At 63.4% G+C, this 26,982-nt stretch carries 22 protein-coding genes; 9 read left to right on the top strand and 13 right to left on the bottom strand.

Annotation, left to right across the window (positions count from 1 at the left end; genetic code table 11):
- On the bottom strand, positions 1-1,026 hold the full coding sequence (locus ACQR50_RS07170) for a cupin-like domain-containing protein (protein WP_428970374.1): 1,026 nt from the start codon (positions 1,024-1,026) through the stop codon (positions 1-3).
- A gap of 151 nt (positions 1,027-1,177) precedes the next feature.
- Here ACQR50_RS07170 and ACQR50_RS07165 point away from each other — a divergent pair, with 151 nt between their 5' ends.
- From ACQR50_RS07165 to ACQR50_RS07145, 5 genes are all read left to right on the top strand, one after another.
- Complete coding sequence (locus tag ACQR50_RS07165) at positions 1,178-2,305, top strand: GDSL-type esterase/lipase family protein (protein ID WP_428970373.1); 1,128 nt, start codon at positions 1,178-1,180, stop codon at positions 2,303-2,305.
- Positions 2,305-3,111: a polysaccharide deacetylase family protein gene (locus tag ACQR50_RS07160; protein ID WP_428970372.1), complete on the top strand. Its 807-nt coding sequence runs from the start codon at positions 2,305-2,307 to the stop codon at positions 3,109-3,111. Before ACQR50_RS07165 ends, ACQR50_RS07160 begins: the two co-directional genes overlap by 1 nt.
- Positions 3,108-4,574, top strand: a complete 1,467-nt coding sequence (locus ACQR50_RS07155) for a carboxylesterase/lipase family protein (RefSeq protein WP_428970371.1) — start codon at positions 3,108-3,110, stop codon at positions 4,572-4,574. The genes ACQR50_RS07160 and ACQR50_RS07155 overlap by 4 nt, the downstream gene beginning before the upstream one ends.
- Before the next feature lies 1 nt (position 4,575).
- A complete protein-coding gene (locus tag ACQR50_RS07150) occupies positions 4,576-5,610 on the top strand; it encodes a cellulase family glycosylhydrolase (RefSeq protein ID WP_428970370.1) in 1,035 nt (344 codons plus the stop codon).
- Between the two features lie 309 nt (positions 5,611-5,919).
- Positions 5,920-8,367, top strand: coding sequence for a TonB-dependent receptor domain-containing protein (locus ACQR50_RS07145; protein WP_428970659.1), 2,448 nt, complete (start codon positions 5,920-5,922; stop codon positions 8,365-8,367).
- 685 nt (positions 8,368-9,052) lie between these two features.
- Here ACQR50_RS07145 and ACQR50_RS07140 read toward each other — a convergent pair.
- A complete protein-coding gene (locus ACQR50_RS07140) occupies positions 9,053-10,081 on the bottom strand; it encodes a methyl-accepting chemotaxis protein (protein WP_428970369.1) in 1,029 nt (342 codons plus the stop codon).
- A gap of 390 nt (positions 10,082-10,471) precedes the next feature.
- Positions 10,472-11,206, bottom strand: coding sequence for an SDR family NAD(P)-dependent oxidoreductase (locus tag ACQR50_RS07135; protein WP_428970368.1), 735 nt, complete (start codon positions 11,204-11,206; stop codon positions 10,472-10,474).
- 91 nt (positions 11,207-11,297) lie between these two features.
- On the opposite strand from ACQR50_RS07135, the gene ACQR50_RS07130 reads away from it, so the two are divergent.
- Positions 11,298-11,690 carry a winged helix-turn-helix transcriptional regulator gene (locus tag ACQR50_RS07130; protein WP_428970367.1) on the top strand — a complete coding sequence of 131 codons (393 nt, stop codon included), beginning with the start codon at positions 11,298-11,300 and terminating at the stop codon, positions 11,688-11,690.
- 160 nt (positions 11,691-11,850) lie between these two features.
- On the opposite strand, the gene ACQR50_RS07125 is transcribed toward ACQR50_RS07130, so the two are convergent.
- Positions 11,851-12,714 (bottom strand): LysR family transcriptional regulator, encoded by an 864-nt coding sequence (locus ACQR50_RS07125; RefSeq protein ID WP_428970366.1) that lies wholly within the window; start codon positions 12,712-12,714, stop codon positions 11,851-11,853.
- Positions 12,715-12,728: 14 nt separating this feature from the next.
- The gene (locus ACQR50_RS07120; RefSeq protein ID WP_428970365.1) at positions 12,729-12,944 is read right to left on the bottom strand and encodes a hypothetical protein; all 216 of its coding nucleotides are present in this window, start codon (positions 12,942-12,944) and stop codon (positions 12,729-12,731) included.
- On the opposite strand from ACQR50_RS07120, the gene ACQR50_RS07115 reads away from it, so the two are divergent.
- From ACQR50_RS07115 to ACQR50_RS07105, 3 genes are read left to right on the top strand one after another with little or no spacing between them, the layout of a single operon-like run.
- On the top strand, positions 12,934-13,629 hold the full coding sequence (locus ACQR50_RS07115) for a type 1 glutamine amidotransferase domain-containing protein (RefSeq protein WP_076715699.1): 696 nt from the start codon (positions 12,934-12,936) through the stop codon (positions 13,627-13,629). The genes ACQR50_RS07120 and ACQR50_RS07115 overlap by 11 nt on opposite strands.
- Positions 13,630-13,631: 2 nt before the next feature.
- Entirely contained in the window at positions 13,632-14,087 is a 456-nt protein-coding gene (locus ACQR50_RS07110; RefSeq protein WP_037488301.1) for a VOC family protein, read from the top strand.
- Positions 14,087-15,214 (top strand): NADH:flavin oxidoreductase/NADH oxidase, encoded by a 1,128-nt coding sequence (locus ACQR50_RS07105; protein WP_415414364.1) that lies wholly within the window; start codon positions 14,087-14,089, stop codon positions 15,212-15,214. Before ACQR50_RS07110 ends, ACQR50_RS07105 begins: the two co-directional genes overlap by 1 nt.
- Positions 15,215-15,677: 463 nt before the next feature.
- On the opposite strand, the gene ACQR50_RS07100 is transcribed toward ACQR50_RS07105, so the two are convergent.
- From ACQR50_RS07100 to ACQR50_RS07065, 8 genes are all read right to left on the bottom strand, one after another.
- A complete protein-coding gene (locus ACQR50_RS07100; RefSeq protein ID WP_428970364.1) occupies positions 15,678-17,051 on the bottom strand; it encodes a M20/M25/M40 family metallo-hydrolase in 1,374 nt (457 codons plus the stop codon).
- A gap of 110 nt (positions 17,052-17,161) precedes the next feature.
- Complete coding sequence (locus tag ACQR50_RS07095; RefSeq protein ID WP_428970363.1) at positions 17,162-19,471, bottom strand: TonB-dependent receptor; 2,310 nt, start codon at positions 19,469-19,471, stop codon at positions 17,162-17,164.
- Between the two features lie 463 nt (positions 19,472-19,934).
- A complete protein-coding gene (locus ACQR50_RS07090) occupies positions 19,935-20,432 on the bottom strand; it encodes a hypothetical protein (RefSeq protein ID WP_428970362.1) in 498 nt (165 codons plus the stop codon).
- A gap of 24 nt (positions 20,433-20,456) precedes the next feature.
- Complete coding sequence (locus ACQR50_RS07085; protein ID WP_428970361.1) at positions 20,457-20,903, bottom strand: amidohydrolase family protein; 447 nt, start codon at positions 20,901-20,903, stop codon at positions 20,457-20,459.
- A gap of 42 nt (positions 20,904-20,945) precedes the next feature.
- Positions 20,946-23,318, bottom strand: a complete 2,373-nt coding sequence (locus ACQR50_RS07080; RefSeq protein ID WP_428970360.1) for a membrane-bound PQQ-dependent dehydrogenase, glucose/quinate/shikimate family — start codon at positions 23,316-23,318, stop codon at positions 20,946-20,948.
- A gap of 455 nt (positions 23,319-23,773) precedes the next feature.
- A complete protein-coding gene (locus ACQR50_RS07075) occupies positions 23,774-24,685 on the bottom strand; it encodes an intradiol ring-cleavage dioxygenase (protein WP_428970359.1) in 912 nt (303 codons plus the stop codon).
- Positions 24,686-24,774: 89 nt separating this feature from the next.
- Positions 24,775-26,130: an ATP-binding protein gene (locus ACQR50_RS07070; RefSeq protein ID WP_428970358.1), complete on the bottom strand. Its 1,356-nt coding sequence runs from the start codon at positions 26,128-26,130 to the stop codon at positions 24,775-24,777.
- Positions 26,114-26,890: a response regulator gene (locus ACQR50_RS07065; protein ID WP_428970357.1), complete on the bottom strand. Its 777-nt coding sequence runs from the start codon at positions 26,888-26,890 to the stop codon at positions 26,114-26,116. Before ACQR50_RS07065 ends, ACQR50_RS07070 begins: the two co-directional genes overlap by 17 nt.
- Positions 26,891-26,982: the final 92 nt, after the last annotated feature.

Below are 26,982 nucleotides of genomic sequence, written 5' to 3'. Positions count from 1 at the left end.
TCAGGCGGAGGCGAGCATCCGGCGGAGGAAGCCGCGTATCCGTTCGTCGCGATCGGGCCCCGGCGGCCCCAATATGCCCCGCGCCGCAGGGGGCAGATGGTCCGCCACGCGTGCCGCCCCCTCATCGAAGACATAGAGGTCGAACCATTCGCGCAGCGCCGCCCGCTCCGCCGCCGGGCGATCACGTACCGCCAGGATGGCATGGATCAACGCGGAGAAGGGTGCGTCGGGTGTGCCGCGCGTCCACCAGTAATTCACCAGCAGGTTGAGTGGCCCCTCCGCCCGGATCTCGTGCCACCACATGGCGGGGATGTAGATGGCATCGCCCGGCCCCAGCAGCGCGACTTGCGCCGACGCCTGCGCCGTCGCGAAACGCGGGAAGCGGGTGAGGTCCGGATGCTCGAGATCGACCATGCTGGTCGGCTGGCCCGCCATCGTCATGTCGAGCGGACCGACATAGAGATTGGCGGCCTGTTCGGGCGGGAACAGGACGACCCGGCGACGCCCGGCGGCGACCACCGCGACATTGCTTGCCATGTCGTAATGAGCCGAGACCCGGCTGCCGTTGCCGATCCACAACCGAGCCTGCGCATCGCCGACGGGCAGAGGAAGCGGGTGGTCGCGCGTCCAACCAGGAAAATGATCCGCCGCCGTGCTCGCGCCCGCATAAAGCGCTGCGGGCTTGTCCTGACCCTGCGCATCGACCAGCGCTTCGAGCAACAGCGGCAGCGGGATCTGCGCGCGTTCGAAGTTGAAGCCGGAGAAGTCATCACGATAGAAAAAGCGCCCGCCGATCGAAGGATCGCCCGCCATCAAGCCCAGCGGTCGCCCACCGTCATATCGCCGCAGATAATCCGCCAGCGGGGCGACACCCTGACGCCCAGCCGCGACCACCGGCCAGCGGGCGACCAGCCCACGCAGGATCACGGGCCGCGCTGCTTCGACAAGGGCCAGGAAGTCTTCCAACGTGGTCGGCGTCGCCACCTCCGCCACCCGATCGGCTTGTGCCAGCCAATCGTGAGCCATCGTCGTTCCGGTGTCCTGTGTCATCACGATCCAACCGTGTCAGCGAATACATAAAAAAGGAAATGATTTTCGTTGCATCGCCTTGAGCCGTGATTAGCAATCGTTGCGAGGGGCAGAAGGGTTTCGATCGCCCCCGCATTCAGGAGAGCCGATGCCCCGCCCCCTATCCTATATCCTCTCGGAGGTAGGCGTCGCCGCTGGCCTGGCGTTTAACGGCTTGCCCGCTCATGCAGGGCAGACCGACGCCATTCGACTACTGGACAAGACGGCTCCGGCCGGGACGCCATTGGCGCTGCATATCGGCGGACGGGTGGTCTCGCGGGACGGCTATCAAAGGCAATGGCCGGGCACATATTGGGAGACCGCATTCCGGGGTTCCGCCGTTGATCTGGCGGTCGGCCCCGGCGCAGTGTCGCTGCGCATCCGGGTCGACGGCGGCCCTCCCGTATCGCTGGTCCGGCCAGCGCCCGGCCTCTACCGCATCGCCGCCAAGGGCCCAGGCGCCCACCGCGTCCGCATTGACGTGGCGAGCGAGAGCCAGACCGAACCGAGCGTGCTGCGCGGCCTTTATGCGCCCAGAGGTGTAACTCCGCTCCCAGCGCCCGCCGCCCGCCCGCGCCAGATCGAATTCATCGGCGACTCGCACACGGTCGGCTATGGCAACACCTCGCCCGTCCGCCAGTGCAGCCAGGATGCGATCTGGCGTACGACCGATACGACGCAGGGGGTAGCGGGGGTGACGGCAGCGAAATACGATGCCGACTATCAGGTCAATGCGATCTCCGGTCGGGGGGTGGTACGCAACTACGGCGGATTCGCTGCACCGACCCTGCCCGAGGCCTATCCCTTCGCGCTGTTCGACGGCCGCACGCCCGCCGCAACGCCGGGCTGGCATCCGCAGGTCGTCGTCATTGCGCTCGGCACCAACGACTTCTCCACCCCGCTCAAACCTGGTGAGCGCTGGGCTGACCGCGACGCGCTGCATACCGATTACGAGCATCGTTATGTCGCCTTCGTCGGATGGCTGCGAATGGCCTATCCCAACGCTTTCTTTGTCCTCTGGGCGACCGACCTTGCCGATGGCGAAATCGCGCGCGAGGTGGGTAAGGTCACCGAGACGCTGCGGGCGGGCGGGGAACGACGGGTGGCCTTCGTCCCCGTCAACGGCCTGTCCTTCACCGGGTGCGATTCGCACCCCAGCGTCGCCGATGACCAGCGGATCGCCGCAGCGATCGAACGCGCCATCGATGCGCAGCCCGACATCTGGGGCGCCCGTTGATGCGCTGGCTCCGCCCGATCCTCGCCGCGCTGCTCATGGCTGGCGTGTTCGCCACGCCGATCGAAGCGGCAACCCGTTGGCCCGGTCGCGCCAAAGCTGCCGTGGTGCTGACCTATGACGACGCCCTGCCCTCTCAGCTCGATCATGCGATCCCCGCGCTCGACGCCGCCGGGCTCAAGGGCACATTCTTCCTCGCCAATGTTCGCGCGCAGGACGTGGCGCGCTGGCGGGCGGTCGCGCGGGACGGGCATGAGCTGGGCAATCACACCATCTTCCATCCCTGCCGTGCCGCTGCGTTCCCCGCCGATCCGCGCTACACGACCGAGGCCTATACCCCGGCGAGTATGCTGAAGGAGATCGCACAGCAGAATGTCCTGCTGACCGCGCTGGACGGCAAGACCCGCCACGGCTTCGCCACGCCGTGTGGCGAGACGAAGGTCGGCGGTGTCGACTATCTCGAGCCGCTGCGCATGGCGGGTCTGGTGATCTATGCACGCGGGGTGAGCGCCACGCCAGCCAAGCTGTCCGCCGATGTCGGCACGATCGACCCCATGCACATACCCGCTCGCGGCTTTGGCGACGGCGACGACGCCGCCCGGATGATCGCCTTTGTCGAGCAGGCCGAAGCAGGCGGCGGGATGGCGGTGCTGCTGTACCACGGCGTCGGCGGCGATCATCTGGCCGTGACCGACGCACAGCACCGTGCGTTCATCGCCTGGTTGAAGACCCATCGTCGCGAGTTGTGGGTGACCACACTGCAACAGGCGCTGGACTGGGCCAAGGGGCAGGCAAAGGCTGCGAAGTGAGCATCCTGGTCGCCGCGCTGCTAAGCGCCTCTACGCCGCAAGCCCCCCGCCCGGCACCGATCGTTACCGTTGCCGACGGCATGCTTCGCGGGACGCAAGAGTCCGACGGCCGGGTGCTGTTCCGCGGCATCCCCTTTGCCGCGCCGCCGACCGGGCCACGTCGCTGGCGTCAACCCGCGCCCACGACGCCGTGGCAGGGCATTCGCGATGCCCGAGCCTCCGCCCCCTCCTGCCCGCAGCTCGACGAGGGTTGGAACCACGCCAATGCGGTGGGCGCGCGTGAGGATTGTCTGTATCTCGAGGTGGGGACGCCAAACCTGTCTCCGGCCCGGCCGCTGCCCGTCATGGTGTGGACACACGGGGGGAGCAACCGCTCGGGCGGGGCGCAGGGCACGATCACCTCCTCGCTCGTCAGCCGAGGCATCGTGCTGGTCTCGATCCAATACCGGCTCGGTCCGCTCGGCTTCATGGCGCATCCCGCACTGACCGCCGAATCGCCTACCCGTGCCTCGGGCAATTACGGGCTGATGGATCAGCAGGCAGCGTTGCGCTGGGTCCGGCGCAACATCGGCCGCTTCGGCGGCGACCCGGCCAATGTCACGATCTTCGGCGGCTCGGCGGGTGGGCAGGATGTCGGGCTGCAACAGCTATCGCCCGGCGCGAGGGGACTTTTCGACAAGGCGATCGAACAAAGCGGCACCGCCGGGTTCGGCTGGGCCCCACGCGATCTGCGGCAAAGCGAGGCGATCGGTGAGGAGATCGCGCGAGGCGCCGGGCTTTCGCGTGTCACGGCCGTGACGCTTCGGACCATCGCGGTCGATCGGCTGCTGCAAGCCGCGCGCGGCATCGCGACACCCGCCGGGCTTCCCGATGCGGGGACGGTATGGCTCCAGACGACGGTCGACGGGCAGGTCATCACCGAGCCACCGGTCCAGACGCTGGCGCGTGGCGGCGGGCAGCGCGTCCCGCTGATCATCGGGTCCAACACGCAGGAAATCGACTTCTTTCACGATCCGGGGGACGCGCGACGGGGGCTTGCCGAAGCGTTGGGCCGCCATGCTCCGTCCAGCGAAGACTTCGCCACCGCCGGAGAAAGGCTGACACTGGCGACCGATCTGGTCTTCACCTGCCCCGCGACGCTGGTCGCCGATCTTCGGCGGCGGGCGGGGGTTCCGGTCTGGCGCTACGACTTCGATTATGCCCCGCCGGGCGGCGCAGCGGCCACCCACAGTTCGGAGCTTCGATACATCTTCAATCGGCTAGGCGAGAATGGCGTGCCGCCCGACGCCCCGGCGCTACAGGCCTATTGGGTCCGGTTCGCGCAGACGGGCGATCCGAACGGGGTCGGGCTCTCCGCCTGGCCGCGATGGGACGGCAAGCTGGCAGGCCTGTCTTTCGGCAAAAGCGGAACGACAGCGACGATCCGCAAACCTTTCGTTTGTGCCAATGCCCGCTTTCCCTAAGATGACGCGCCGCCTCGTTCACGCCGTGTTGACTACCATGCTGGTCGCCGCCGCCCCGCTACCGCCAGACGACGGGACGATGACGATCCGTGGTCGCTTCCTCTACACGGCGGCGGGGGAACGAGTGGTCTTGCGTGGGGTCAACGAGATGTTCTCGGTTTCAAGCGACCCCACCGGCGTGCGCACGATGCCCGAGATCGCCCGGACCGGAGCCAATGCCGTCCGCATTTTCACCCTGCCCGACTATTCGGCGGATAGGCTCGACGCGATCCTGGCCCATGCGGTGGCGAACGGGCTTATCCCGATCGTGGAATGTCATGCGGCAACGGGCAAATGGGACAGACTGGGCGTCTGCGTCGATTATTGGACCCGACCCGATATCGTTGCCGTTTTTCGCAAGCACCGCCGCTGGGCACTGGCTAACATCGCCAACGAGGCGGGCGAGACCGTACCCCGCGATCGTTTTGTTGCGGGATATCTCGACGCGATCGCGCGGATCCGTGCGGCAGGTATCGACACGCCGTTGATTATCGACGGAGCCGACTGGGGCAAGGAATATACGATGCTGCTCGACAGTTGGCCCGCCTTACAGCGTGCCGATCCACGCCATGCGATCATGGTCTCGGCGCATAGTTATTGGGTTGGAACCGAGGAAGAGCGAAAGGCCCCGTATCGCGCCATCATCGCAAAGGTCATGCGAGACCATATCCCCTTTCTGCTCGGCGAGGGGCCGACCGGTACCGGCTGGGATTGCAAGCCTTCTCCCTATCGATGGGCGATGACCGCGCTGCAAAAGGCACAGATCGGCTGGCTGGCCTGGTCCTGGGGGCTGGTACCCAATGGCGATTGTCGCGAGGCCAACAGCTACGACATCACGTCCGGAGGGCGTTTTGGGCGATGGAAGTCGCCTTATGGCCAGCAGTTGATGGTCCGACACCCCGCTAGCGTCCGTCGATCATCGCGACGGCCTTGTTCGATCGCCAAGGCCGGGTCAAACTGCATCGCGCCTTCGTCGCGGACATCAGGCTCAACCTGATGCGCAGCTCGGCATCAAAAGCGTGAAGGTTTTCTATGTTCTGCTCAATTTCCGCGTTGGGGTGTCACGCGGTCAGCTGGGATCTAGTAGCGTTCATCCGAACTATGCCGCCCATTCCCTTAACTTCGACCATCCGTTCATGGTCGATGTGGCATTCTATTGATCAACAAGGGTAGGTGGGCGGCCATCAATGCCGGTTAGTCGCTACTGAGAAGGCGTTTTAATCGTTTGCAAAGGCCAGTATGGTAAGCACCCCCCTATCAAAAAAGGGGGGATAAAGTGCTTCGTCAAAAGCTGTTGATCTCGGCCATGCCATTCGCGCTGGTGGTTCCGGCGTACGTCCATGCTCAAACCGTACAGACTGACAAACCCACCGAAAAGAGCGCAGCCAATAAGGATGTGGTCGTCACTGCCGTTGCACGGGGGCGCGACCGACTCGACAGCGCCATCTCGACAAGCTCGCTCGGCGCGGCCGAAATCCTAAAGGTCGCACCGCGCTCGACCGCCGAAATCTTCCGTAACATCCCAGGCATCCGCTCTGAAAGCTCTGGCGGCGACGGCAACGCCAATATCTCGATCCGAGGCCTCCCGATTGCCTCGGGCGGGGCCAAGTTCCTGCAGTTGCAGGAAGACGGCCTGCCGGTGCTCGAATTCGGCGACATCACCTTCGGCAATGCCGACATCTTCCTGCGCGCCGACATGAACGTGTCGTCGGTCGACGCCATTCGCGGCGGTTCGGCCTCGACCTTTTCGTCCAACTCGCCCGGCGGGGTCATCAACATGATCTCGAAGACCGGCGAGGTGCCGGGTGGTGCGATCATGGCGACGGCGGGCCTGGACTATGGCGAATATCGGCTCGACTTCGATTACGGGGCCAAGCTGTCCGACACGCTGCGCTTCCATATCGGCGGCTTCTATCATCAGGGCGAGGGACCGCGTCGGGTCGGCTATGACGGCACCGAGGGTGGCCAGATCAAGCTGAACGTCACCAAGGAGTTCAGCGGCGGCTATATCCGCTTCTACGGCAAGTTCCTCAACGACCGGTCGGCGGCCTATTTGCCCAATCCGGTGCGTGTGACCGGCACCAACGCCGATCCGCGGTACGAGAACGTGCCGGGATTCAACATCGCCCGCGACGCGCTACTGTCGCGCTACGACACCAGCAACGTGACGCTGGACGGGCAGAACAACCCGGTGGTCGACGATATTCGCGACGGCCAGCATCCGGTGGTCAACGCCTTCGGGGTTGAGACGCGCTTCGACGTGTCGGGTTGGACCGTGACCGACCGCTTCCGCTATGCCGATGTCTCGGGTCGGTTCATCTCGAACTTTCCGTCCAATGTCGACAGCGCCGCGAGCATCGCGACCGCGCTGGGCGGTGCCGGGTCGACCCTGCGCTATGCAAGCGGGCCGAATAGCGGCCAGGCGATCGCGAACCCGTCGGGGCTGAACGGCAACGGCCTGCTGGCGCAGGTGGTGGTGTTCGACACCAAGCTGAACAGCCTGGACAATGTCACCAACGACCTGCGAGCCAGCCGCGTCTATGACATCGGCAAGGGCGAGCTGACCACCACCGCCGGCTTTTACAAGTCGCGCCAGACGATCGACACCGACTGGCTGTGGACCTCGACGCTGATGGACGTGCGCGGCGATGGACGCGCGGCGCTGGTCGATGTGGTCAATGCGACGGGCGTGCCTCAGACGCAGAACGGCTATTACGGCTTTGGCGCGGCCTATTTCGGCAATTGCTGTCGCCGCAGCTACCGCGTCGACTATGACGTCAACGCCCCGTTCGGTTCGCTGAACTACAAGATCGGGCGGTTCGCACTGGGCGCCAGCGTCCGCTACGACTTCGGGAGTGCGCAGGGCTCGATCTTCGGAGCGGACCTGGGCGGCGGTCGCGTGGGCACCGTTGCCCGCGACATGAACGGCGACGGCGTGATTTCAGCCGCCGAGCAGCGCGTGGCGGTGATCCCGCTGACCAGCCCGGCGCCGGTCGATTACAGCTGGCACTATCTGTCCTATTCGTCGGGCATCAACTTCCGCGTGTCGGAGCCGTTCGCGATGTTCGTCCGCTACAGCCGGGGTGCACGCGCCAATGCCGACCGGCTGTTATTCGGTCCGGCAGTCAGCACGACCGACGGCCATCTGATCAACCGGGATGCCGCCGTCGACTATGTGCGCCAAGCGGAACTGGGCCTGAAATACCGCAAGAACGGCATGTATGTGAACCTGACCGGCTTTTGGGCGCGCACCGAGGAGCAGAATTACGAGGCGACGCGTCAGGTCTTCATTGACCGCGAATATCGCGCCTATGGCCTGGAGCTGGACGGGGCGTATAGCGTCGGCCCGTTCAACATGACCGGCGGGGCGACTTGGACCGATGCCAAGATCGTCAGCGATGCGCTCAACCCAGGCGTGGTCGGCAACACCCCGCGCCGCCAGGCCCGACTGATCTTCCAGGCGACACCGCAGGTCGATTTGGACCGCGTCACGATCGGCGCGAACGTAATCGGCACGACCAGTAGCTATGCGCAGGATACCAACCAGCTAAAGCTGCCCGGATACACGACGGTCAATGCCTTCGTGCAGTTCCGCGCCACCGATCGCATTCTGGTATCGCTGAACAGCAACAATCTGTTCAATGCCCTAGGCTTTACCGAGGCCGAGGATGGGGTGATCCCGACCAACGGCATCGTGCGGGCCCGCACGATCAATGCCCGGACGACCTCGCTGTCGGTGCGGGTCGGTTTTTAAAAAGACAATGGGCGCGGCCTGATAGCCGCGCCCCTCCCGTCTGATGTCGTGCTGGTATGAAGGTGTGCGGACGGGAGCTCTTACCCCCCCTTGTCTGATGTGATGCTGGTATGGAGAGGTTGCGTAAGGGAGCCCCCCCGGAGGGTCTGGAGCCCGATAGGGAGCAAGGGTCCCTTCCGCGTTGGACACAACCCCGAACAGTTGCTTGGGACTACCAATCCCGCATGACATAGACAGGAGCTGAACCCATGCCACAAGCCGTCGTCGGCTGCGACGTTTCGCGTGCCGTCATCGACATCTGTGAGCTGCCATCAGGTCGCATCAAGCAGATCGCTAATTCACCGGATGCCATTCCTGGCTGTTCGGCCAGCCCTCACGCGACGTAAAGGGACAGAAGCTGAGCATCACGGGCGGAAGCAAACGAGCGTCCTGAAACAACGAAGACCCAATTCCAGCCGTTCGCGCGTGCCTTCTTGCTTCCCGAAAGCTGCCGCTCGTTCATATAAGCAGATCGGCTGCTCGAGCGAGCCCGCTCGGCCACTCGGAAAAGCGGAGATTGGGAGGTAAGGGGACGCGGGTATCGAACGTATCCCTCCCCAATAGCCGCCTAACGATGCGGCACGACGATTGCCGTGACTGAAGGGCCTTCGCCCCAAGCGAGACTAATCACAAGGCGGAGTTTTCGTTATGGGTGCGTAATCGACCCGCTCGCGGGCGGGATTGCCAGCGTGATATCCACCTCCGTTGCATGTTGATCTTCAATCAGGCAGCGAAATTTAAGGCCAGAGAGGCCGTGATCTGATGGCACAATTGCCTGAGCGATGACTAGACCATCCCGATTTAACAATTGCGCCACGGATGACGGGATCTCATACGGATGCTTGTCGTGAAATTTATAGATCCCGTCAGTTGCTACAACGCGGCCGGCGTCATCAATAATTGACGTGACGGATCGTGATCTACGACCGCCGACCGCATTCATGATCTGCGCAGCCTGACCCTGAAAATCATACTCTAGATAGCATACCCCGATATTCACCCCCGATGAAAGTATGGGCGCGACAAAAACCAAAACCTTACGGTGATTCGACCATGGATTGTCCCAAACCTCATCGGTAAACCATCCGTCTTCATCAATAGACCTTCTTGCACGCTCAAATTGGGGCATACCTGAAAAGTTCACTGATTGGACAGATGCGTTCTCATGGGCGCATACTGCTACGTTACCGTCTGCATCGACGATAAAGGCATTCAGGAAATACGGGGATATCCGCAGTAATTTGCGCATGCGTCCGAGAGCCGCTGCACGGTAGTGATCGAGTCCATTGTCGAGCGACAGAGCATCGCAAATTGTACGATCCGAGGCCAACAGCCTGACGTCGATCGATCGATCATAGAGAGTTCGCGACAAGCTATCAGCGATCGCTTGGGCTAATTCACGCAGGCGCCCGCCTTCAAGCTCAGTCAGCATGTCATCGGCCATGTCTGCGCCGGACTGCAACCGATCAATAACATGCGCTCGAAACGATTTTGAGGCTTGGCGCGCAGTTGTGGCCAGATTCTTAATTTCATTTGCCACCACCGCGAAGCCGCGCCCCGCCTCGCCTGCGCGCGCGGCTTCAATGGCAGCATTGAGGGCCAAGAGATTTGTCTGAGAGGCGATTGTCTCCGCGTTTGTGGCGTGGGACTCTACGTCGTTGGCTAAAGCAGTCATAAGGGCGCGAAGGATTCGAGGCATATCGACCCGATCTGGACATAACACTTTCCACATATATCAAAACATATGTGTTTGATAGGCGTGATCACCTGACCGGCTTTCAGCTCGCGCGATATTGTGCGCTTGCCGATACGGTTGCGGCGCAGTGGTGTGCGGGGAGCAGCGTCCTCTTTTAGGCGGAAGCAGTCACCCTGCCCTGCCGTTACTACGACCCAGAAGCAGACATCTACGATCCATTCCCCGCTTCCGAACTTTTGCCATTCGTTCATGTCGACCTTCGAGCATCGTCATCGCATAGCGCGGTGATCGGAAAGTCGCGGCTGCGATCGGTGCGGCACGAGGTGATTTGATGGTGCCAGCCGACCTCAAGCCGGCTGGAGCACTTCGTCAAATCTGCGCCAGGCCACCGTCGGTAAACAGCTCGCTGCCCGTCATGAAGCTGCTGTCCGATGATGCCAGGAAGGCAGCAGCAGCCGCGACTTCTGACGGCTCGCCAACATGTCCGATCGGCGTCGTCGCCCCCATCTCGATCATGGCATCACGGCCAACGACCTCGGCGGCAAGCTCGGTCAAAGTGGGGCCCGGCGACAGGACGTTGACCCGGATACCCGTACCCCGCAGATCCTGAGCCCAGCTACGCGCCAAGTTGCGGACCGCCGCCTTTGAGGCACTGTAGACGCTAAATGCCGGCGTCCCCATGACGCCTGTGGTCGAGCCGGTGAGGATGACCGAACCGCCGGCCTCCATCAGCTTCACGCCTTTTTGAACCGTGAAGATCGTGCCCTTCACATTGACGTCGAACGTCGCATCGACATGGGCGGACGTGATCTCGGACAAGGGCGCCAATGCCCCCGTGCCGGCATTGGCGAACAAGATGTCGAGCTTGCCGTGCTCCTGCTTCACCGTGTCGTACAGCCGGTCAAGATCGCCAGCATCGGCAACCGATCCCGGAACCGCCCGCGCATTGCCGCCGAGCGTCGCCACAGCAACTTCCAGCTTCTCCGCCCTACGTCCGAACAGGTACACGAACGCCCCTTCGCTGATGAACCGCTTCGCTGACGCCAAGCCAATCCCCGTGCCACCCCCGGTAATAACAGCGATCTTCCCATCCAGTCTGGCCATAAGTGCCTCCATTCATTGGTTGCACGCAGTTGGCTTGTAGCCTACCTAAGGACAAGTATGCACCTTTTGGTAAGTACCTATAATGTCTGAAATGCCACTGGTCGACGATCCCGTTATCGCGCCCATCGCGCCTGCCTTCACCTGCGGGCTCGACGCCACGCTCAAGGTCATATCGGGAAAGTGGAAGCCGCTGATCCTGTACTTTTTGCTACGTGGGCCCACCCGCTATGGGGAATTGAAGCGCGCCATCCGCGACGTCAGTGACAAGGTGCTGATCCAGCAACTCAAGGAACTTGAGGCGGACGGCGTCCTGCGCAGGAACGACTACAAGGAAGTGCCTCCGCGGGTCGACTACACACTGACCGAACTCGGCCAGAGTCTCGCCCGCGCGCTCGAGCCGTTATGCCAGTGGGGCACCGACAATATGGTCGTAATGCAGAAGCTATTCGCTGAGCGTGACGGCTGGGGGCGTGAGCGCGATTGACTGGCAGTTCATTGGGCCTGACTCGACAAGCATCGCACCCATCGCTTCTGGATCAGCCTGGCCCGAAGTCGGCCGTTCGCGTCCCTCTTTCCGCTTCCAGGGGCTGGCCAATCGTTCGTCTCTGTGTACCGAGCGCACCGGGATCAGTCAGCCAGACCGCTCACGCCCTCAATGCTCCGATCAGCGCATCGCGCGCCAAGGCAACGCGGGGGTGGCGCAAGGAGGATTTGGCCCAGACAAGATAGTATGCGTTGGTCGGCACGCGGATAGGCGCAGCAATTTCGACAAGGGTGCAGGCCGTACGTTCGGCCCTGGTGAGATAGCCGGGTAGAACCGTCCAGCCCAATCCCGCGCATAGGCCAGAGCGCAGGACACGCAAATCCGGTGCGGTCAGGGCCGGAAGCCGCGCTACCTCGATCTGGTTCGCCTCCAGCCAGTTGCGTACCAATGGCCGGTCGAGGTCATAGGCAAGATAAGGCACCGTATTAAGCGCTTCACTGAGCGGCATGCGCGCCATTTGCTCGGCTACGACGGGCGCGGCCACAGCTCGCAGGTCTTCCGAGCCGATCTCCTGATAGGCAAGCCGTGCATCCGCGGGCCGGGATGCCGTGATGCAGAGGTGCACCTTGTCATCAAGCAGCATGGCATAAAGGGCTTCGCGCCCACCGATATGCAGGCGCAGATCAAGCCCGGCGTCGAGAAGCGGCCCCAGTCTTGGCGTGATCATTTCGCCGAGAAGGTCGGATGGCGCGGCAATATGCACCGTCCCGGACATTTGAACCGACCGCGCCCGTGCCGATGCCAATGCGGCTTCGGCCCGGTCGAGGCTGCCACCAATTGAAGCGGCGAAATCGTCCGCGATCGCCGTGGGACGGACGCCGCGCGAATGGCGATCGAAAAGCGGATGGCCGAGTTGCGCCTCGAGCGAGGCGATGTGCTGGGACGCCGCAGGCTGCGTGATGCCGAGCGCGCGCGCTGCGTCGCTCAATGACCGACGGCGATAGACTTCGATGAAGGTGCGCATCTGTGGAAGAGACATTATGTTTCCATAAACTGATTTATGGATGACGGCCATTCCCGTTGGGTTTCATGATGAGCGGTGAGGCCTATCTGATCCAGTATCGACGGATCGAACAGACGCATGATCGATGCTCGATCCTGACGGGCTTTGGTGCCGGCCATCGCCGCGACGGCATCGTCACTCGCCCGCTTCCACGATCCGGCACGCAAAGGAGCCAAGCCGATGACACGCATTCTCATGATCGCCACGTCAGCCGACCGCATGACGCCCGGCACCGAGCCGACCGGCGTCTGGCTCGAAGAACTGACCACACCCTACTACGCCTTCCGCGATGCGGGCGCCGACGTGACCTTGGCCTCGATCAAGGGCGGCGCGATCCCGGTCGACCAGCGCAGCGTCAACGCCGATGGCGAGAATGATGCATCGGTCGAGCGCTATCTGAAGGATGAGGCGCTGAAGGCGGAGGTCGCCGACACGCCCGTTTTCACCGGCATCGACATTTCGGGTTACGACGCGGTGTTCCTGCCCGGCGGGCACGGTACGATGTTCGACTATCCCGGCAACGAAGACCTTGCGCGACTGGTCGAGCGGTTCGACCGCGAAGGCAAGATCGTGGCCGCCGTTTGCCACGGTCCCGCCGGACTTGTTTCCGCGAAGAAGCCCGATGGCACGCCGTTCGTGGCGGGGCGCCGGGTTTCCGCCTTCACCGACAGCGAGGAACGCGCCGTGGGCCTCGATCAGGCCGTGCCGTTCCTGCTCGAAACCCGCATGAAGGAGCTGGGCGCGCATCATGAGGGCGGCCCCGATTTCCAGCCCTTCGCTCTGCGCGACGGCAATCTGGTGACCGGACAGAACCCCGCTTCGGCTACGCGCACCGCGGAGCTGGTCATGGAAGCCCTCACGGTAAAGCGGGCCTGATCATGCGCTATCTCCACACCATGCTGCGGGTTGCCGACCCGCAGGCGACGATTCGCTTCTTCGAACTGCTGGGCCTCAAGGAAACCCGGCGGATCGAAAACGAGCAGGGGCGCTTCACCCTTATCTTCCTCGCGGCTGACGAGGATCATCGCGGCGAGGGCAAGCCCGGCCAGGCGGAGGTCGAATTGACCTATAACTGGCCGCCCGAGGATGGCAGCCCGGCCGAGACCTACACGGGTGGCCGCAACTTCGGCCACCTCGCCTACCGCGTCGAGGACATTTACGAGACCTGCGCAAGGCTGCAGGCCGGCGGGGTGACGATCAATCGCCCGCCGCGTGACGGACATATGGCGTTCGTCCGCTCGCCCGAAGGTATCTCGATCGAACTACTCCAGCAGGGCGAACACAAGGCTCCTGCCGAACCATGGGCTTCGATGCCCAACGTAGGAGAATGGTAATGGCCAAGCTTTTCGAACCCCTGGACGTGGGCGGCCTGTCGCTGAGCAACCGCATCGTGATTGCGCCCATGTGCCAGTATTCGGCCGAAGACGGTGCGATGACCGACTGGCATCTGATCCATCTTGGTCAGCTGGCCATGTCGGGCGCGGCCGCTCTGACGATCGAGGCGACGGCGGTTACGACCGAGGGGCGCATCACCTATGGCGATGTCGGATTGTGGGATGATGCCACCGAAGCGGCGATGCAGCGCGTCGTCGATGGCGTGCGCCGTTGGTCCGACATGCCGTTGATGATCCAGCTCGCCCATGCCGGACGCAAGGCGAGTACGGCAAAGCCCTGGCATGGAGGCGCTCAGATCGCGCCCGATGCCGAGCATGGCTGGCAGACCCTTGCGCCGAGCGCCCTGCCGTTCGAACCAGACGAGCATCCACCGCGCGCGCTCGATCGCGATGGCCTTGCGCGTATCCGCGATGCCTTTGCCGATGCGGCACGGCGCGCCGCCCGGATCGGTCTGGACTCGATCCAGATCCATGCCGCACACGGCTATCTCCTGCACGAATTCCTCTCGCCCCTCTCCAACACGCGCGAGGATGAATATGGCGGCGATCTTGCCAATCGGATGCGCTTCCCGCTCGAAGTATTCGATGCCGTGCGCGCGGCCTTCCCGGCCGACAAGCCGGTGACGGTTCGCGTCTCGGGCACGGACTGGGTCGAAGGCGGCTGGACGGTGGACGAGACCGCGATCTTTGCGGCAGAACTCGAAGCCCGCGGATGTGCCGCGATCCATGTGTCCAGCGGGGGACTTGACCCTCGCCAGAAAATTCCGGTCGGTCCATCCTACCAGGTGCCGCTCGCGAAGGTGGTGAAGCAGGCCGTGTCGATGCCGGTCATAGCGGTCGGTCTCATCACCGACCCGCATCAGGCTGAGGCTATCCTTCAGGATGGCGATGCGGACGCGATCGCGATTGCGCGCGGCGTGCTGTGGGACCCGCGCTGGCCTTGGCATGCGGCTGCTGCTCTCGGCGCATCGGTGGATGCACCACCACAATATCTGCGGTCCGAGCCGCATGAGGCCGGGCGTATTCTCAAGGAAATGGATCTGGCCAAGTCTACACCACGCTGCTGATCGCTCACCACCAGGGCTCTCTCGCTCCGCTTGTATTCATCGCGTGGACGGATGCGGAGTGAGGGAGCGCGCCGTAACTTTGCGGGGCGGTCAACACTATATCGAACGACCGCTAGGTGCCAGGGATCACCTCTTCCGGTGTAAGTGGGGTATCGTCCGTGCGGATGCTCACCAGCAGGCCGCTGAGGTGGCCGAGACCCACAAGCGGTCATGCAAGGCTCCCTGCCTGCCTTCCGACTTTGGTCGTTCGTTCACGTTCATAGCTCCCTATCTCCAGCATAGGTGCGAAGACCATTGTGTGCGTTGACGACCATACACAGGTTGCCCGGCAAATTTTCACGGGATCAACAAACACTATTTTAGTATATGGCTCGGCACTGGAGGTATGGCCTCGCCAACCGTAGGGTTTGCTAAGGCTAGGAAGGCGTTGGCCAGCTTGAGCGGCTGGCCAAGAACTTGGATATCAATTTATCGCGAAGTGCGTTACAAGTTCGTAGATGTAGTCGCGTCCGCGATACAGCGCATCGACGGAGATGCGCTCGTTGAGTCCATGCGTGCCCGACGTTGCGGGATCGTTCCACAATCCCGGAATGCCATAGGTGGGTATCCCTATCTTGCTCAGATACGTCGCATCGGTCGCACCCGCCGATTGAGTCGGTATAACCGGGACACCCGGGAAGTGCTTCGCGCCGATCTTGGCAATCGGTTTCAAGATGGCAGGGTCGAGATCCGGCGTCATGGCGACCGGCCGTTCCTGGATCGCACTGCGTAGAACCTTGACCTCAGGGTCTGCCACAATCTTTTCGATGGCAGCCTTAGTCTGCTCCGCCGTATCTCCGGGCGCGATCCGACAATTCACGCCCGCGGTTGCACGCTGCGGGAGGGAGTTGGCGGCATGTCCGGCCGACAGCAAGGTCGCAACGCAGGTAGTGCGCAACAGGGGGTTCAAGCTCGGATCGGCTGCCACCACAGTCGCCGCTGCTGCATCGGCAGGCTGCTTGCCGAGGCGAACCATCGCCGCGCCGATTGCGTCCTTCCGCATGGCACCTGCCTGGACGAGGTAAGCCTGGGAGACGGGATTCAGATGGACTGGGAACTGCAGCGTGCTCAGCCTGGTGAGTGCTGCGGCCAGTCGATAGATGGCATTGTCTGGCATCGGTTGCGAACTGTGGCCGCCCCGGTTCGTCACCTCGAGGACGAAGTTGCGTGGGCTTTTCTGCGAAACCTGAACGCCAAGCGTCTCAGGACCGCCGCCAGGCGCCGTGCGGCCACCGCCGCCCTCGTTAAAGGCAAACCCCGCCTTCATCAGTTCAGGACGATTATCTACGAGCCAACCGGCGCCGTTGAGCACGTGCTCGTTGGTCCCCTCTTCCCCACAGGTAAGGGCCAGCTTGACAGTTCGTTGCGGCTTTACGCCGCTCTCCTTCCAGCGAATGAGCGTATCTGCGAAAATAGCAGCCTGCGCCTTGTCGTCACTGGCGCCGCGGGCGTAGAAGTAGCCATCTTCTTCGATCAGCTTGAATGGGTCACGCACCCAATCCTCACGGTTCGCCTCGACCACGTCGATATGGGCAATCAACAGCATTGCCGGCAGACTGGTGTTGGTCCCGGCCCAGTTCACGACGAGACCACCGTCCCGGGGTCGTTCGGGAGGCGTATAGAGCGTCAGTTCCCGATTAGCGAAGCCGACCTTACGCAACCGATCGGCAACGAGCCTCGCAGCCTTCGTGCAGTCACCGACCGACGAGGTCGTGTTGGTTTCCACCAGTTCCTTGTAGAGCTCACGAAAAGCAGCCTGGTCGGGTCGCGTGACAGCTGTCTGTGCGGTGGCTGCCAAGGGCTGAACGATAGTGGCTACCGTTGCCAAGAATGCAAAGGATATGCGTGTCATGTGTGAGATCCTGTTCGACTGAAGCTTTACGGCGAGGCCTTACGCGCGCTTCGTCATCAAAAGCCCTTGCGCATGTTGATGCCGATCGTCCGAGGGCGGCTGGTGACGTAATAGTCGGGGGAACCAGTCGCCGAAGCGACGCGGTTCAGACCGTATTTGTTGAAGAGATTATTCGCGAAGAGGAATATCCCAAAGCTCGAGGCTCCCTGCACGCCGAGGCGCGCGTTGAAGATGCTGAAGTTACCGATCTCACGGTAGAAGGCGTTCGTCTGACGAAGTTCCGTGTTCATCTGCCCCGTATAGGTCCAATCGAACCGTACAAATCCGTCCAACCCGGTCCTGATCGGCGGGGTGTACTCCACGCCGGCTGCTGCCGTCGTCCGCGGGATGTAGGTCAGCACATCACCAGTACGGCCCGGCGCTGTCACGAAGCCGGTGGAGTCGACCTGGTCGGATGTCAGCTCCGCCTTGTTATAGTTGAAGCTGGCATTCAGGCTGACATGCTGCACCGGCCGTGAGAACGCCTCCAGCTCGACCCCCCGTACACGCACAGCGGCCAGATTGTAGATGAAGTTGAAGTTTCCACCGCCCTGCTGAAGCGTGGACACCGAGGTCTGCACTTCGCTCCAATCCGTCTGATAGATCGCAAGGTTGAGGGTTGCCTTGCGGTCGAACCACGACGTCTTGGCACCAAGCTCGTAATTCCATAGCGAGTCCGGTCGATAGACGAGGTAGTGCGCCGGCAAATTCGGTATGTTGTTGGCGCCGCCCGGACGGAAGCCCTGTGCGGCATTGGCATAGACCAGGACGTTGCGATTGGCGCGCAACTCTGCGTTGAACTTTTTAACCCAACCCTTGGCGTTCGCCTGCGTCTCTTCATAGGGCCGCGGCTGCTGTCCGTTGGTGAAGTTGTATCCTTGGTACTCCCCACCAACGGTCTTCGTATAGTCGAAGCGCCGCAGGCCGACCGTGAGGGTAAGTGGTGAGAACAGCCGGTATCCCAGTTCACCGAAGAACGCGGTCTGCTTGACGCTGGTCAGGATGTTGCGGCCGCCCAGATTGTCGACTGGGTCACGCTGCCCACCGGTTTGCGGATCACCCGCGAAAGGCAACGTATCCGTTCGATCAAATCGGCCTTCGTGAAACACTCCTACCGAGTAGCGCAGAGGCCCCTCGCTGTTCGAAGCCAATCGCACCTCCTGGATGAAGTTGCGAACATAACGCGGTTGGTAGGCGCCAAAAGGCGCCTTCGAGCGGGCGTATGTCTGATAGGCGGTACGCTGCGCCGCCGTGCAAGTCGTGGTCGGCACCCCGAGCGCAATGCTTGTATAGAGTGGGCACCACCGGGCGCTCGACACGACGCTGGCAAAGGCGGCATTGTTGTCGTTCGTGCTCTCGACATCCCAGCGATACCAGGATGCGCTCGTTGTCAATGTCGCGAAACCAAGGTTGAACTTGCCAACGCCGTTATAGAGCTGAAGCTTGTCATGCCACGGCTGCCGGATCTGAAAGTCTGCCAGGAACGGTCCGAGCGCCGAGCTGTATTGTGACGTTCCATCGATGTCCTGCTTCTGCAGAATCGCAGTCGCGACGATCGATATGTCGTCATTTGGGGTGAAGCCGAGCATGACGCGCCCGCCCTTCTGCGTCGCTCGATTGATGTTCCTGCCATCGAGCACGGTATAGTCGACGTAGCCGCCCTGCCGCTCACCATATCCGACCACGCGCAGCGCCAGCCTGTCGGCGATGATCGGCACGTTCAGCGCGCCTTTGGCAAAGAAGCCGATGCCGCCGCCCTGCGTGTCGCTCATCTGAACTTCAGCCGCGCCTTCATACCGGCTGGCGTTCGGCTGGTTGAACAACACTCTTAGCGTGCCCCCCATCGATCCAGAGCCGTAGAGTGTCCCCTGCGGCCCCCGAAGCACCTCTACCCGCTCGACGTCGAATAGATTGAGGTTGGGCGTGTTGCCCGCTGGATCCGAACTTGTGCCGGAGGGACCACTGAGCGGCGTCTCTCCATAGTAGAGACCAACTGTCGCCTCGCCTGAGGCTTGCACCCCACGAATGGATACCCGCGTCCGACCGGAGTCGCTCTCCGTAAGCTGCAAACCCGGAACCTGCCGTATGATGTCGGCGATCCCGGTTGCCCCGAGATTCTGCAATCGCTCGCCGCCAAGCGCGGAGATGGAGATCGGTGTCGTCTGTACCGTCGAACTTCGTCTCAGAGCCGTGACGACGATCTCGCCATCGGCTTCGTCCGTGGCAGCCGGACTGTCGATCGGCTCTGATTTCTCCTGTGCAAGAAGCGGGAACGGTACCAGCAAGCCGGCAAATACCGGCAGCGTAAAACGTGCGACGGACCTCATCTTTCCCCTTTTCGTCAACCACTTGCCCGCTTTCGAGCGCTGCGGCGAAGGAGGACGATATTTCCTACCGATTCAATAGGAGTTAAACTTTGATACCGGCAAGGGAAATGACGCCGTTCAGTGCTTGACCTATCCACGCTGTCATGGGCGTTGCCGGGAGGAGGCGCGGACGCGAGGCCGACGTCCAGGGCATCTTCGTCCCTAGATTGGCTGACGATCATCTAGGGTGGACGCAGGGCTGCCGCTAGGCAGTCGATAGATGACGTTAGCGCTTTGAGGCGGATTGAGCCGCATACCGGCTGAGGCTCTCACATGGCGCCGACAGCCTTATCGGATTGGACCCAATTCCGGTCATCCACGTTCCTTGGACGACCAGCCGGAATCTGCCGTTCGTTCATCCGAGAACAACGGACTCGCATCTCGATCAGCGCATCCCGTTGTAATCTACTCCCTGCTGCCGTTGTCAGGCGTTCCCAGTTTGCGAATGCGAGCCCACGGCGCGTCGCCTCATCGCTAGCCAATGTTTCCAGAAAACGTCGCGGTTCACCACCCTCGCGATACTGATATGGGAAGTCGGTCGAGAACAGCGACGCTCAGGACCGACAATATCGAGACATTGCTGAAGATAGGTAGCACTCCACATACCGCTGCCGGTGACATAGAGGTTGCAGCGTGCATATTCGATCAGCGACCGATCGAGATCGAGGGCGCGATCCATGACGGCGGATGTCCGCTCGAGGTAGAACAGCACCACCTCGCCCCAATGGCCGAGGATGATCTGCAGCTCCTGCAGTGCGTCGAAGACGCCGGCCGCCGCAAGGCGGATCCATTCCAGCCCCGCTTCATAATGCCAACCAAGGCCAAAGGCGGCGAGCGCGAGATCGGCCCGCTCGCCGATCCCCGCATACTGGGCCGCACGCACCGACGGTGCCGGCGTCTGGGGGTGGATGAAAAGCGGCACGCTGAGTTCCGCGGCCTTGGCGAGCTAGGGCCGCAGCGCCGGATGGTCGAGGTGACGGTCCCGGGTGCGCCCACACAGCAGAGCACCCTTGAGGCCGAGGTCATTCACCGCGCGCTCGAGCTCGCGCGGAGCGGCATCGGGATCAGCCGTCGGCAGGGCTGCAAAACCCTGGAAGCGGGTGGAATGGCGAGCGCACGCATCGGCAATTCGGTCGTTCACGCGCTGCGCCGTCTCGACAGCCGGTCCTGCCTCCAGATTGTGGAGACCGGGCGTGGTCAATGAAAGCACTTGGACGTCGACGCCCTGCTCATCCATCAAGGCGAGACGACCTTCACCAAAGTCGGCCAGACGTTCGCCAGTGACCCCGCCATCGGCGATGGCGGATACGGGATCATGTGGCGGAGGAGCCGAAGCCCAGGCGTCCCGGACAAACGGGGGCAGGACATGTTCTTCGATGGCGATCAGGCGCATGAGCTACCCACATCATTCATGGTGGCAAACATTGGCGTCTCGTCAGCTTCTCGGCAGCGCGTAGGCGAGCGTGTAGTCTCCGTAGCGGGTGCCCAGCGCGCCGTGACCGCCGGCGGTGATCACGACATATTGCCGCCCGTCGCGCCCGCGATAGGTCATCGGCGTCGCCTGCGCGCCAGCGGGTAGCCGCGCCTTCCACACCACCTCGCCCGAGCTTAGATCGTAGGCGCGCAGATACTGGTCGGTCGTCGCCCCGATGAAGGCAAGGCCGCCCGCGGTGATGATCGAGCCGCCGAGATTGGGCACGCCGGTCTTCACCGGCACGCCCAGATGCGATCCGAACAGTCCGGTATCGCGCGCCGTTCCTAGCACCTTGCGCCACAGCACCTTGCGGGTGCCGAGGTCGACCGCGGTGAGATGCCCCCAAGGCGGCGCGACGCATGGCGCGCCGAAGATGCCGACCCATGCCTTCACCACCGCGACATAGGGCGTGTTGTACTGCGTCTGGAGCTGCGCCTGCATGGCGTTCTCACCGCCCTGCTTCTGCTTCATCATCGGCGCAACGCGCGGATCGTCGCGGCGCATCAGCCACAGCTTGAACGGCATCTCCATCGTGTTGACCGTCATCACCCGGCGCACCGGATCGACCGCCGCGCCGCCCCAGTCGGTGACGCCGTCGAAGGCGGGATGGCCGATGATCGGCTTCAACCCCATCGGCTGGTAGATGCCGGTGCCCTGCGAGCGGCGGATGTCGATGCGGCAGAAGAGCTGGTCGATCGGCGTCGCGCCCCAGGTCGCCACCTCGCTCGGCGCCGGCGGGGTGAAGCTGGGCATTCCGGTCGAGAAGGGCTGGGTCGGCGAAACGCGCACGCCCGGCGTCGCACCGTCGGTGCGCACCGGCTGCTCGGTGATCGCGGCGATCGGCGCGCCAGTCAGGCGGTTCAAGAAGAACACTTGCCCCATCTTGGTCGTCTGGATCAGCGCCGGGATGACCTGACCGCTGGGCGCGCGATAGTCGAACAGCGACGGTCCGATCGGCAGGTCCATGTCCCACATGTCGCGGTGAACCAGCTGCCGCACCCAGCGCAGCTTGCCGGTCGCGATGTCGAGCGCGACGATCGACGAGCCGAAGCGATCGTCGAACGGCCGGCGATAGCCGATCCAATAGTCGGGCGAGGCATTGCCCGTCCCCAGATAGACGAGGCCGTTGGCGGCGTCGGCCGTGATCGCACCCCAGACGTTCGGCGTGCCGCGCGTATAGGTCTGCCCCTCCGGCAGCGGCGCGATCGCGTCCTGCGAACGGCCGACATCCCAGGCCCAGACCGGCGCGCCCGACACGGGGTCATAGGCGCGCACCACCCCCGACGGAATGTCGCGGTTCACGTTGTCGATGATCCGCTCGCCGATGATCAGCCGGTTGTTGACGACGACGGGCGGCGTGGTGCCGATCTGATCCGAGGGCTTCGACGTTCCCATGTTGGTGCGCAGGTCGATCGCGCCGCCGTTCGCGAAGCTCGGGCAAGGCCGTCCGGTATCGGCATCGAGCGCCACCAGCCGTGCGTTGAAGGTCGGTGCGAAGATGCGGCGCGGGCATGGCGTGCCCACCGGTGCCTCGAAATAGGTGACGCCGCGGCAGACCAGATAATTGTTGCCGGCGATGGGCGCGTCCTCGTGCCAGCTCCACTTCGTCTTGCCAGTGGTCGCGTCGATCGCCTGGACGAAGGAGTGCGGCGTGCAGGTGTAGAGCGTGTCGCCGATGTGGATCGGCGTCGCCTCGGAATGGTACTCTCGCTTATGCTCCTGCGTCTCGGCCGCCACGGGCAGGTCGCCGGTGCGCTGTGTCCAGGCGAGCTGGAGCCGGCCGACGTTCTGCGGCGTGATATCAGCGAGTGCCGAATAGCGCCTGCCCGACAGGGTGCCGCCGTAATCGCGCCAATCGCCGTCGGCCTCGCCGGTCGGGGCGGCGGGCAATGTCGCGCTGGCGGTAGCGCCCTCGGCGTCCACCCCCTGACCGTGCAGCAGTACGCCGCCGATCCCGAGCGCGACCAGCACCGCCGCTGCCGTAGGAACCGCGCGCGCGCCCGATCGCCACGATCGCGCCCGCCCTCCGGTCAGCAGCACCAGCAGCAGCAACACGGTCGGCGCGACCAGCCGCGGGACGAGTTGCAGGCCATCCAGCCCCACCTCCCACAGTGCCCAGATCAGCGTGCTGAGCCAGATCGCGACGAACAGCCACCGTCCCAGCCGAGGTGCGCGGCCGAGCAGTGCGCCACTGATGATCATCGCGATTCCGGCGATCAGATAATAAAGCGACCCGCCAAGCGAGGCGAGCACGCCGCCGGCGACCGCGAAGAAGCCGCCGAGGATGGCCACCCACCACGCGATCGCCAGCCGAAAAAGCCGAGCCAATGCCATTCCCTTTCGAATTGTTGCTCATTGAACGCTCGGACGGAACGAAGTTTCAGGCCATCCGCAATCATGCCGGGGATCGTATCGATAGGCAGTTGCTCTGACCAAGCTGGATCAATCACGAGCGAAGCGGAATTGGCTGCAAAAATCGACCTTAATCGTGCGATCAACGAACCGAAAACGGCTTACATACGCGGCCGCAACGAAGACGCAGTTCCAGTTGTTTAATGCGGTCTTGCCGTTTTGCAATTTCTGCCGTTCGTTCACGTTGTAAAGGACAGCACTGTCAAACCTACGAGGCGCATGGAAACCGGCTTGGTTATCTTCTAGGATGCAGCGAATTTGGTCTTAGTCTATGCCTCGGATGACGCCTCTGCGTTTTCGTTCACACCAATGATGCTGGGGATGCCTCCAGAGCTGAAAAGGTCAGGCGAACCAAATTCTGAAGGTTTGACGGTACCCTAGCGAGCGATACCGATCAGCGCGGTCGCGGTGTAGCCTGCCGCAACGTTCCCGCTGAACGTCGGCGTCTGCTGGGCGACCTGTGCAGCGGTGTTGTCACCGAAGATGCCGTCGCTAGACAAGGATATACGCGCAAACTTGCCGGCGCTCGACGGATAGGTGGTGGCGTCGGCATAGACGGTCGAGCAAACGGCGCTCGGCATTGCCAACTGCGACGTCAGGACCGCGTAACGGCCGCTCAGCGCATTGGATAGGCTGGAGAAGACCTCGAAATGCATATGCGGCCAGCGGCCATCGTAGCAGCCGGGGAAGATGGTGGTGAAAGTGACCTGGCCGTTGGCGTCGGTCACCTGGACACCGCGCAGATAGCTCTCCGCCGCCGCCGTGTAGAGCGAGTAGAGACCTTGCCGGTCGCAATGCCACAGATAGACCGCATATCCGGCGAGCGGTGCGCAGGTGGCGTTGACGTCGACCAGCGTCAGCGTGATCTTGAGCAGTACGCCGGTCGCGACCGTGGTGGTCGAGATGAAGCTCGGCCGGATGTCGCTGCGCAGGATACCGCTCACGTTGAGTACATTGGACGTCGCCCCCGAGGCGGTGTTGGTGCCGTCGCCGGGATAGGGACCGGCGGTTTCCGCCGGGTCGGCGACGCACGCCGTGGTCGTGCTGCTGGCGGTCGGCGTGGGTGTTGCGGTCGCGGTCGGTGTGGGGGTCGGCGTGGCGCTGGTAGTGGCGCCGCTGACGACCGCGACGCTGCTTGACGCCGCGTCGCTGCCACCACACCCCGCAACCAGGGCGGTGGTACCCACGCCGGCAAACCACTTCAGGGCGCGGCGACGCGCCATCATCGTCTCCATGACCTTCAGATCGTCGGCGAGACTGTGGGCGTGGTCGTGAGGGCGGCCGGACATGCACTCATACTCCTTTGAACGAAGAGAGCATGTCGGCGTGTCGGGTTGCGCGCTTATGTCGGGTCGCCGCGATAATGTTGCAGCGTGTGTCAGCCCGCCAGCGGGAGCACGACGCGCGCTACCGCCCCGGCGGCGCCATTTTCCAACGTTGCCGCACCGCCGTGCCGCGTCGCGATCGACCGGGCGATAGCGAGTCCCAGCCCGGTGCCGCCGGTCGCGCGGTTGCGCGAGGGATCGCCGCGCACAAAGGGCTGGAATAGCCGTTCCGCCTGCGCCGGATCGATACCGGGGCCGTCGTCCGCTATCCACACATTGACGTTTCCGTCGTCCATTCCCCAGCCGATCGTGGCGCGCTCGCCATAGCGCACGGCATTGTCGATCAGATTGGAAAAAAGCCGTCGCAAGGCCGCCGAATCGCCCCGCACGACCGCACGCGGACCGGGTATCAGCGTCACAGGCTGACCGGCATCGGCCATGTCCTGAACCAGACTGTCGAGCAGGCTGGCAAGATCGAGGCGGCTCGCCTCGGTCTGGACCGCATCGTCACGGGTAAAGGCGAGCGTGGCGGCAATCATCGCACGCATTTCCTCGATATCGGCGGCGGCCCGCGCACGCGCGTCTTCGGGCAATTGCTCGACCCGAAACGCGAGACGCGAAAGGGGTGTGCCGAGGTCGTGCGCAATCCCCGCCAGCATGGCCGTGCGTGCCTCGGCATGATGGGCAAGCCGCGCATGCATCGTCGTTACCGCACGGGCCAGATCGCGCACTTCACGACTTCCGCCCGGCAACACGGGCAACGCCGCCCCGGTGCCGGCCTGATCGGCGGCGGCGGCAAGGAGGCGCAGGGGACGGGTCAGCGCTCGGGCAATGCGCCACGCGGGGAAGGACAGCAGCAGGATCGCGGCCAGCATCGCCAACAGCGTGCGGACGTGCCAGCGCGTCAGATATGGTGCCACTTGGCTGCGCACGACCCACCAGCCAGTTCCGTCGCGCCAGGCGAAGGTGTAGCTGCCGACAAAGGCATCGCGCTCCATTTTGTCCGCCGTTTCGGTAAAGGCGAGAACATCGGCGGAGGATGCGCCCAATTCGGCGGCGAGACGGCGACGCGCGGCGGGATCGGCGACCTCCCCGCTGCGCGCGGTCGGAGCAGCCTGTTCGTGTCGACGCTGGAGCGGGCCTGGTCCGGGGCCGATAAACGGGACCTTGTCGCCGGATGGCGGGCGACCATGATCGAAGGGTGGGGGTCCCTCACCTTTCAACGTCGTCGCGATCGACCGCAGGCTATGGGGGAAATCAAAGGGCGGCGGGCCGGAAAAGGTGACGACGAACGAAATCGCCGTGGCCAGCAGGACGGAGACGATGACCAGCAGGAAGATCGGCCGTGCGATCGACGCGCCCCGCCGGTTGCCCCGCCCGTTGCCTCGCCGGTCAGCGGCGCTCGACATCGGCCGTGAACATATAGCCCTCGTTGCGCACGGTGCGGACGAGATCGTCGCCGCCACGCCCGTCGGATCGTTGCAGCTTCCGACGCAGCCGGCTGATCTGAACGTCGATCGCGCGGTCGAAATGCTCGGCATTGGCCCCTCGCGACAGGTCCAGCAGGAAGTCCCGGGTCAGGACGCGGCGGGGATGCTCGACCAGGGCGATCAGCAAGCGAAACTCGCCGTCGGACAGGTTGATGAGGACATCGTCCGGATCGAACAGCTGCCGCCCCAGCGGATCGAGCCGCCAATCGGCAAAGCGCAGATACAGGCGCGCCGACGATGCCACGGCTGCCGCAGCGATCATATCCAGCCGGGGCTGGTTACGACGCAGGACCGAACGGATACGGGCGAGCAGTTCGCGTGGGTTGGCAGGCTTTGCGATGTAATCATCGGCGCCCATTTCCAGCCCGACGATACGGTCGACCTCTTCACCGATCACGGACATGATGATCACCGGCGGTGCGGTCGTGCGTTCCAAGCTGCGAAGGACCGACAGCCCGTCCTCGCCCGGCATCATCACGTCGAGAACGACCAGCGCGTAGGTGTGGCGCACCAGGGCCGTACGCATCGCCGCCGCGTCTTCGGCGACGTCGACGACATAGCCGTGGCTGACAAGAAACGCCGCCGTCAGCTCGCGGATGCCGGGATCGTCGTCTACGATAAGAAGGCGGGTTTCAAGGTCCACGGTTTCGATCGGGTCGGAAAGGGCGGCGGTCTGCATGACGCCGGGATGCCCTCCCCGTGTATCGCTCGCATTGCAGGGGTGCAACATCGATAAAACGGGATGCAGGTGTTGCCGAAGGGCCACATCGT

This window comes from Sphingomonas sp. Xoc002 (assembly GCF_050408055.1).
Lineage (GTDB): Bacteria > Pseudomonadota > Alphaproteobacteria > Sphingomonadales > Sphingomonadaceae > Sphingomonas > Sphingomonas yabuuchiae.
This window is presented reverse-complemented; position numbering and strand designations above follow the sequence as displayed.

What these genes read in the sequence shown, in the direction of transcription:
- ACQR50_RS07170 (WP_428970374.1), bottom strand. Translation starts at nt 1,026, where the DNA reads ATGGCTCACGATTGGCTGGCACAAGCCGATCGGGTGGCGGAGGTGGCG.
- ACQR50_RS07165 (WP_428970373.1), top strand. Translation starts at nt 1,178, where the DNA reads ATGCCCCGCCCCCTATCCTATATCCTCTCGGAGGTAGGCGTCGCCGCT.
- ACQR50_RS07160 (WP_428970372.1), top strand. Translation starts at nt 2,305, where the DNA reads ATGCGCTGGCTCCGCCCGATCCTCGCCGCGCTGCTCATGGCTGGCGTG.
- ACQR50_RS07150 (WP_428970370.1), top strand. Translation starts at nt 4,576, where the DNA reads ATGACGCGCCGCCTCGTTCACGCCGTGTTGACTACCATGCTGGTCGCC.
- ACQR50_RS07145 (WP_428970659.1), top strand. Translation starts at nt 5,920, where the DNA reads ATGCCATTCGCGCTGGTGGTTCCGGCGTACGTCCATGCTCAAACCGTA.
- ACQR50_RS07140 (WP_428970369.1), bottom strand. Translation starts at nt 10,081, where the DNA reads ATGACTGCTTTAGCCAACGACGTAGAGTCCCACGCCACAAACGCGGAG.
- ACQR50_RS07135 (WP_428970368.1), bottom strand. Translation starts at nt 11,206, where the DNA reads ATGGCCAGACTGGATGGGAAGATCGCTGTTATTACCGGGGGTGGCACG.
- ACQR50_RS07130 (WP_428970367.1), top strand. Translation starts at nt 11,298, where the DNA reads ATGCCACTGGTCGACGATCCCGTTATCGCGCCCATCGCGCCTGCCTTC.
- ACQR50_RS07125 (WP_428970366.1), bottom strand. Translation starts at nt 12,714, where the DNA reads ATGCGCACCTTCATCGAAGTCTATCGCCGTCGGTCATTGAGCGACGCA.
- ACQR50_RS07115 (WP_076715699.1), top strand. Translation starts at nt 12,934, where the DNA reads ATGACACGCATTCTCATGATCGCCACGTCAGCCGACCGCATGACGCCC.
- ACQR50_RS07120 (WP_428970365.1), bottom strand. Translation starts at nt 12,944, where the DNA reads ATGCGTGTCATCGGCTTGGCTCCTTTGCGTGCCGGATCGTGGAAGCGG.
- ACQR50_RS07110 (WP_037488301.1), top strand. Translation starts at nt 13,632, where the DNA reads ATGCGCTATCTCCACACCATGCTGCGGGTTGCCGACCCGCAGGCGACG.
- ACQR50_RS07105 (WP_415414364.1), top strand. Translation starts at nt 14,087, where the DNA reads ATGGCCAAGCTTTTCGAACCCCTGGACGTGGGCGGCCTGTCGCTGAGC.
- ACQR50_RS07095 (WP_428970363.1), bottom strand. Translation starts at nt 19,471, where the DNA reads ATGAGGTCCGTCGCACGTTTTACGCTGCCGGTATTTGCCGGCTTGCTG.
- ACQR50_RS07085 (WP_428970361.1), bottom strand. Translation starts at nt 20,903, where the DNA reads ATGCGCCTGATCGCCATCGAAGAACATGTCCTGCCCCCGTTTGTCCGG.
- ACQR50_RS07080 (WP_428970360.1), bottom strand. Translation starts at nt 23,318, where the DNA reads ATGGCATTGGCTCGGCTTTTTCGGCTGGCGATCGCGTGGTGGGTGGCC.
- ACQR50_RS07075 (WP_428970359.1), bottom strand. Translation starts at nt 24,685, where the DNA reads ATGTCCGGCCGCCCTCACGACCACGCCCACAGTCTCGCCGACGATCTG.
- ACQR50_RS07070 (WP_428970358.1), bottom strand. Translation starts at nt 26,130, where the DNA reads ATGTCGAGCGCCGCTGACCGGCGAGGCAACGGGCGGGGCAACCGGCGG.
- ACQR50_RS07065 (WP_428970357.1), bottom strand. Translation starts at nt 26,890, where the DNA reads ATGCAGACCGCCGCCCTTTCCGACCCGATCGAAACCGTGGACCTTGAA.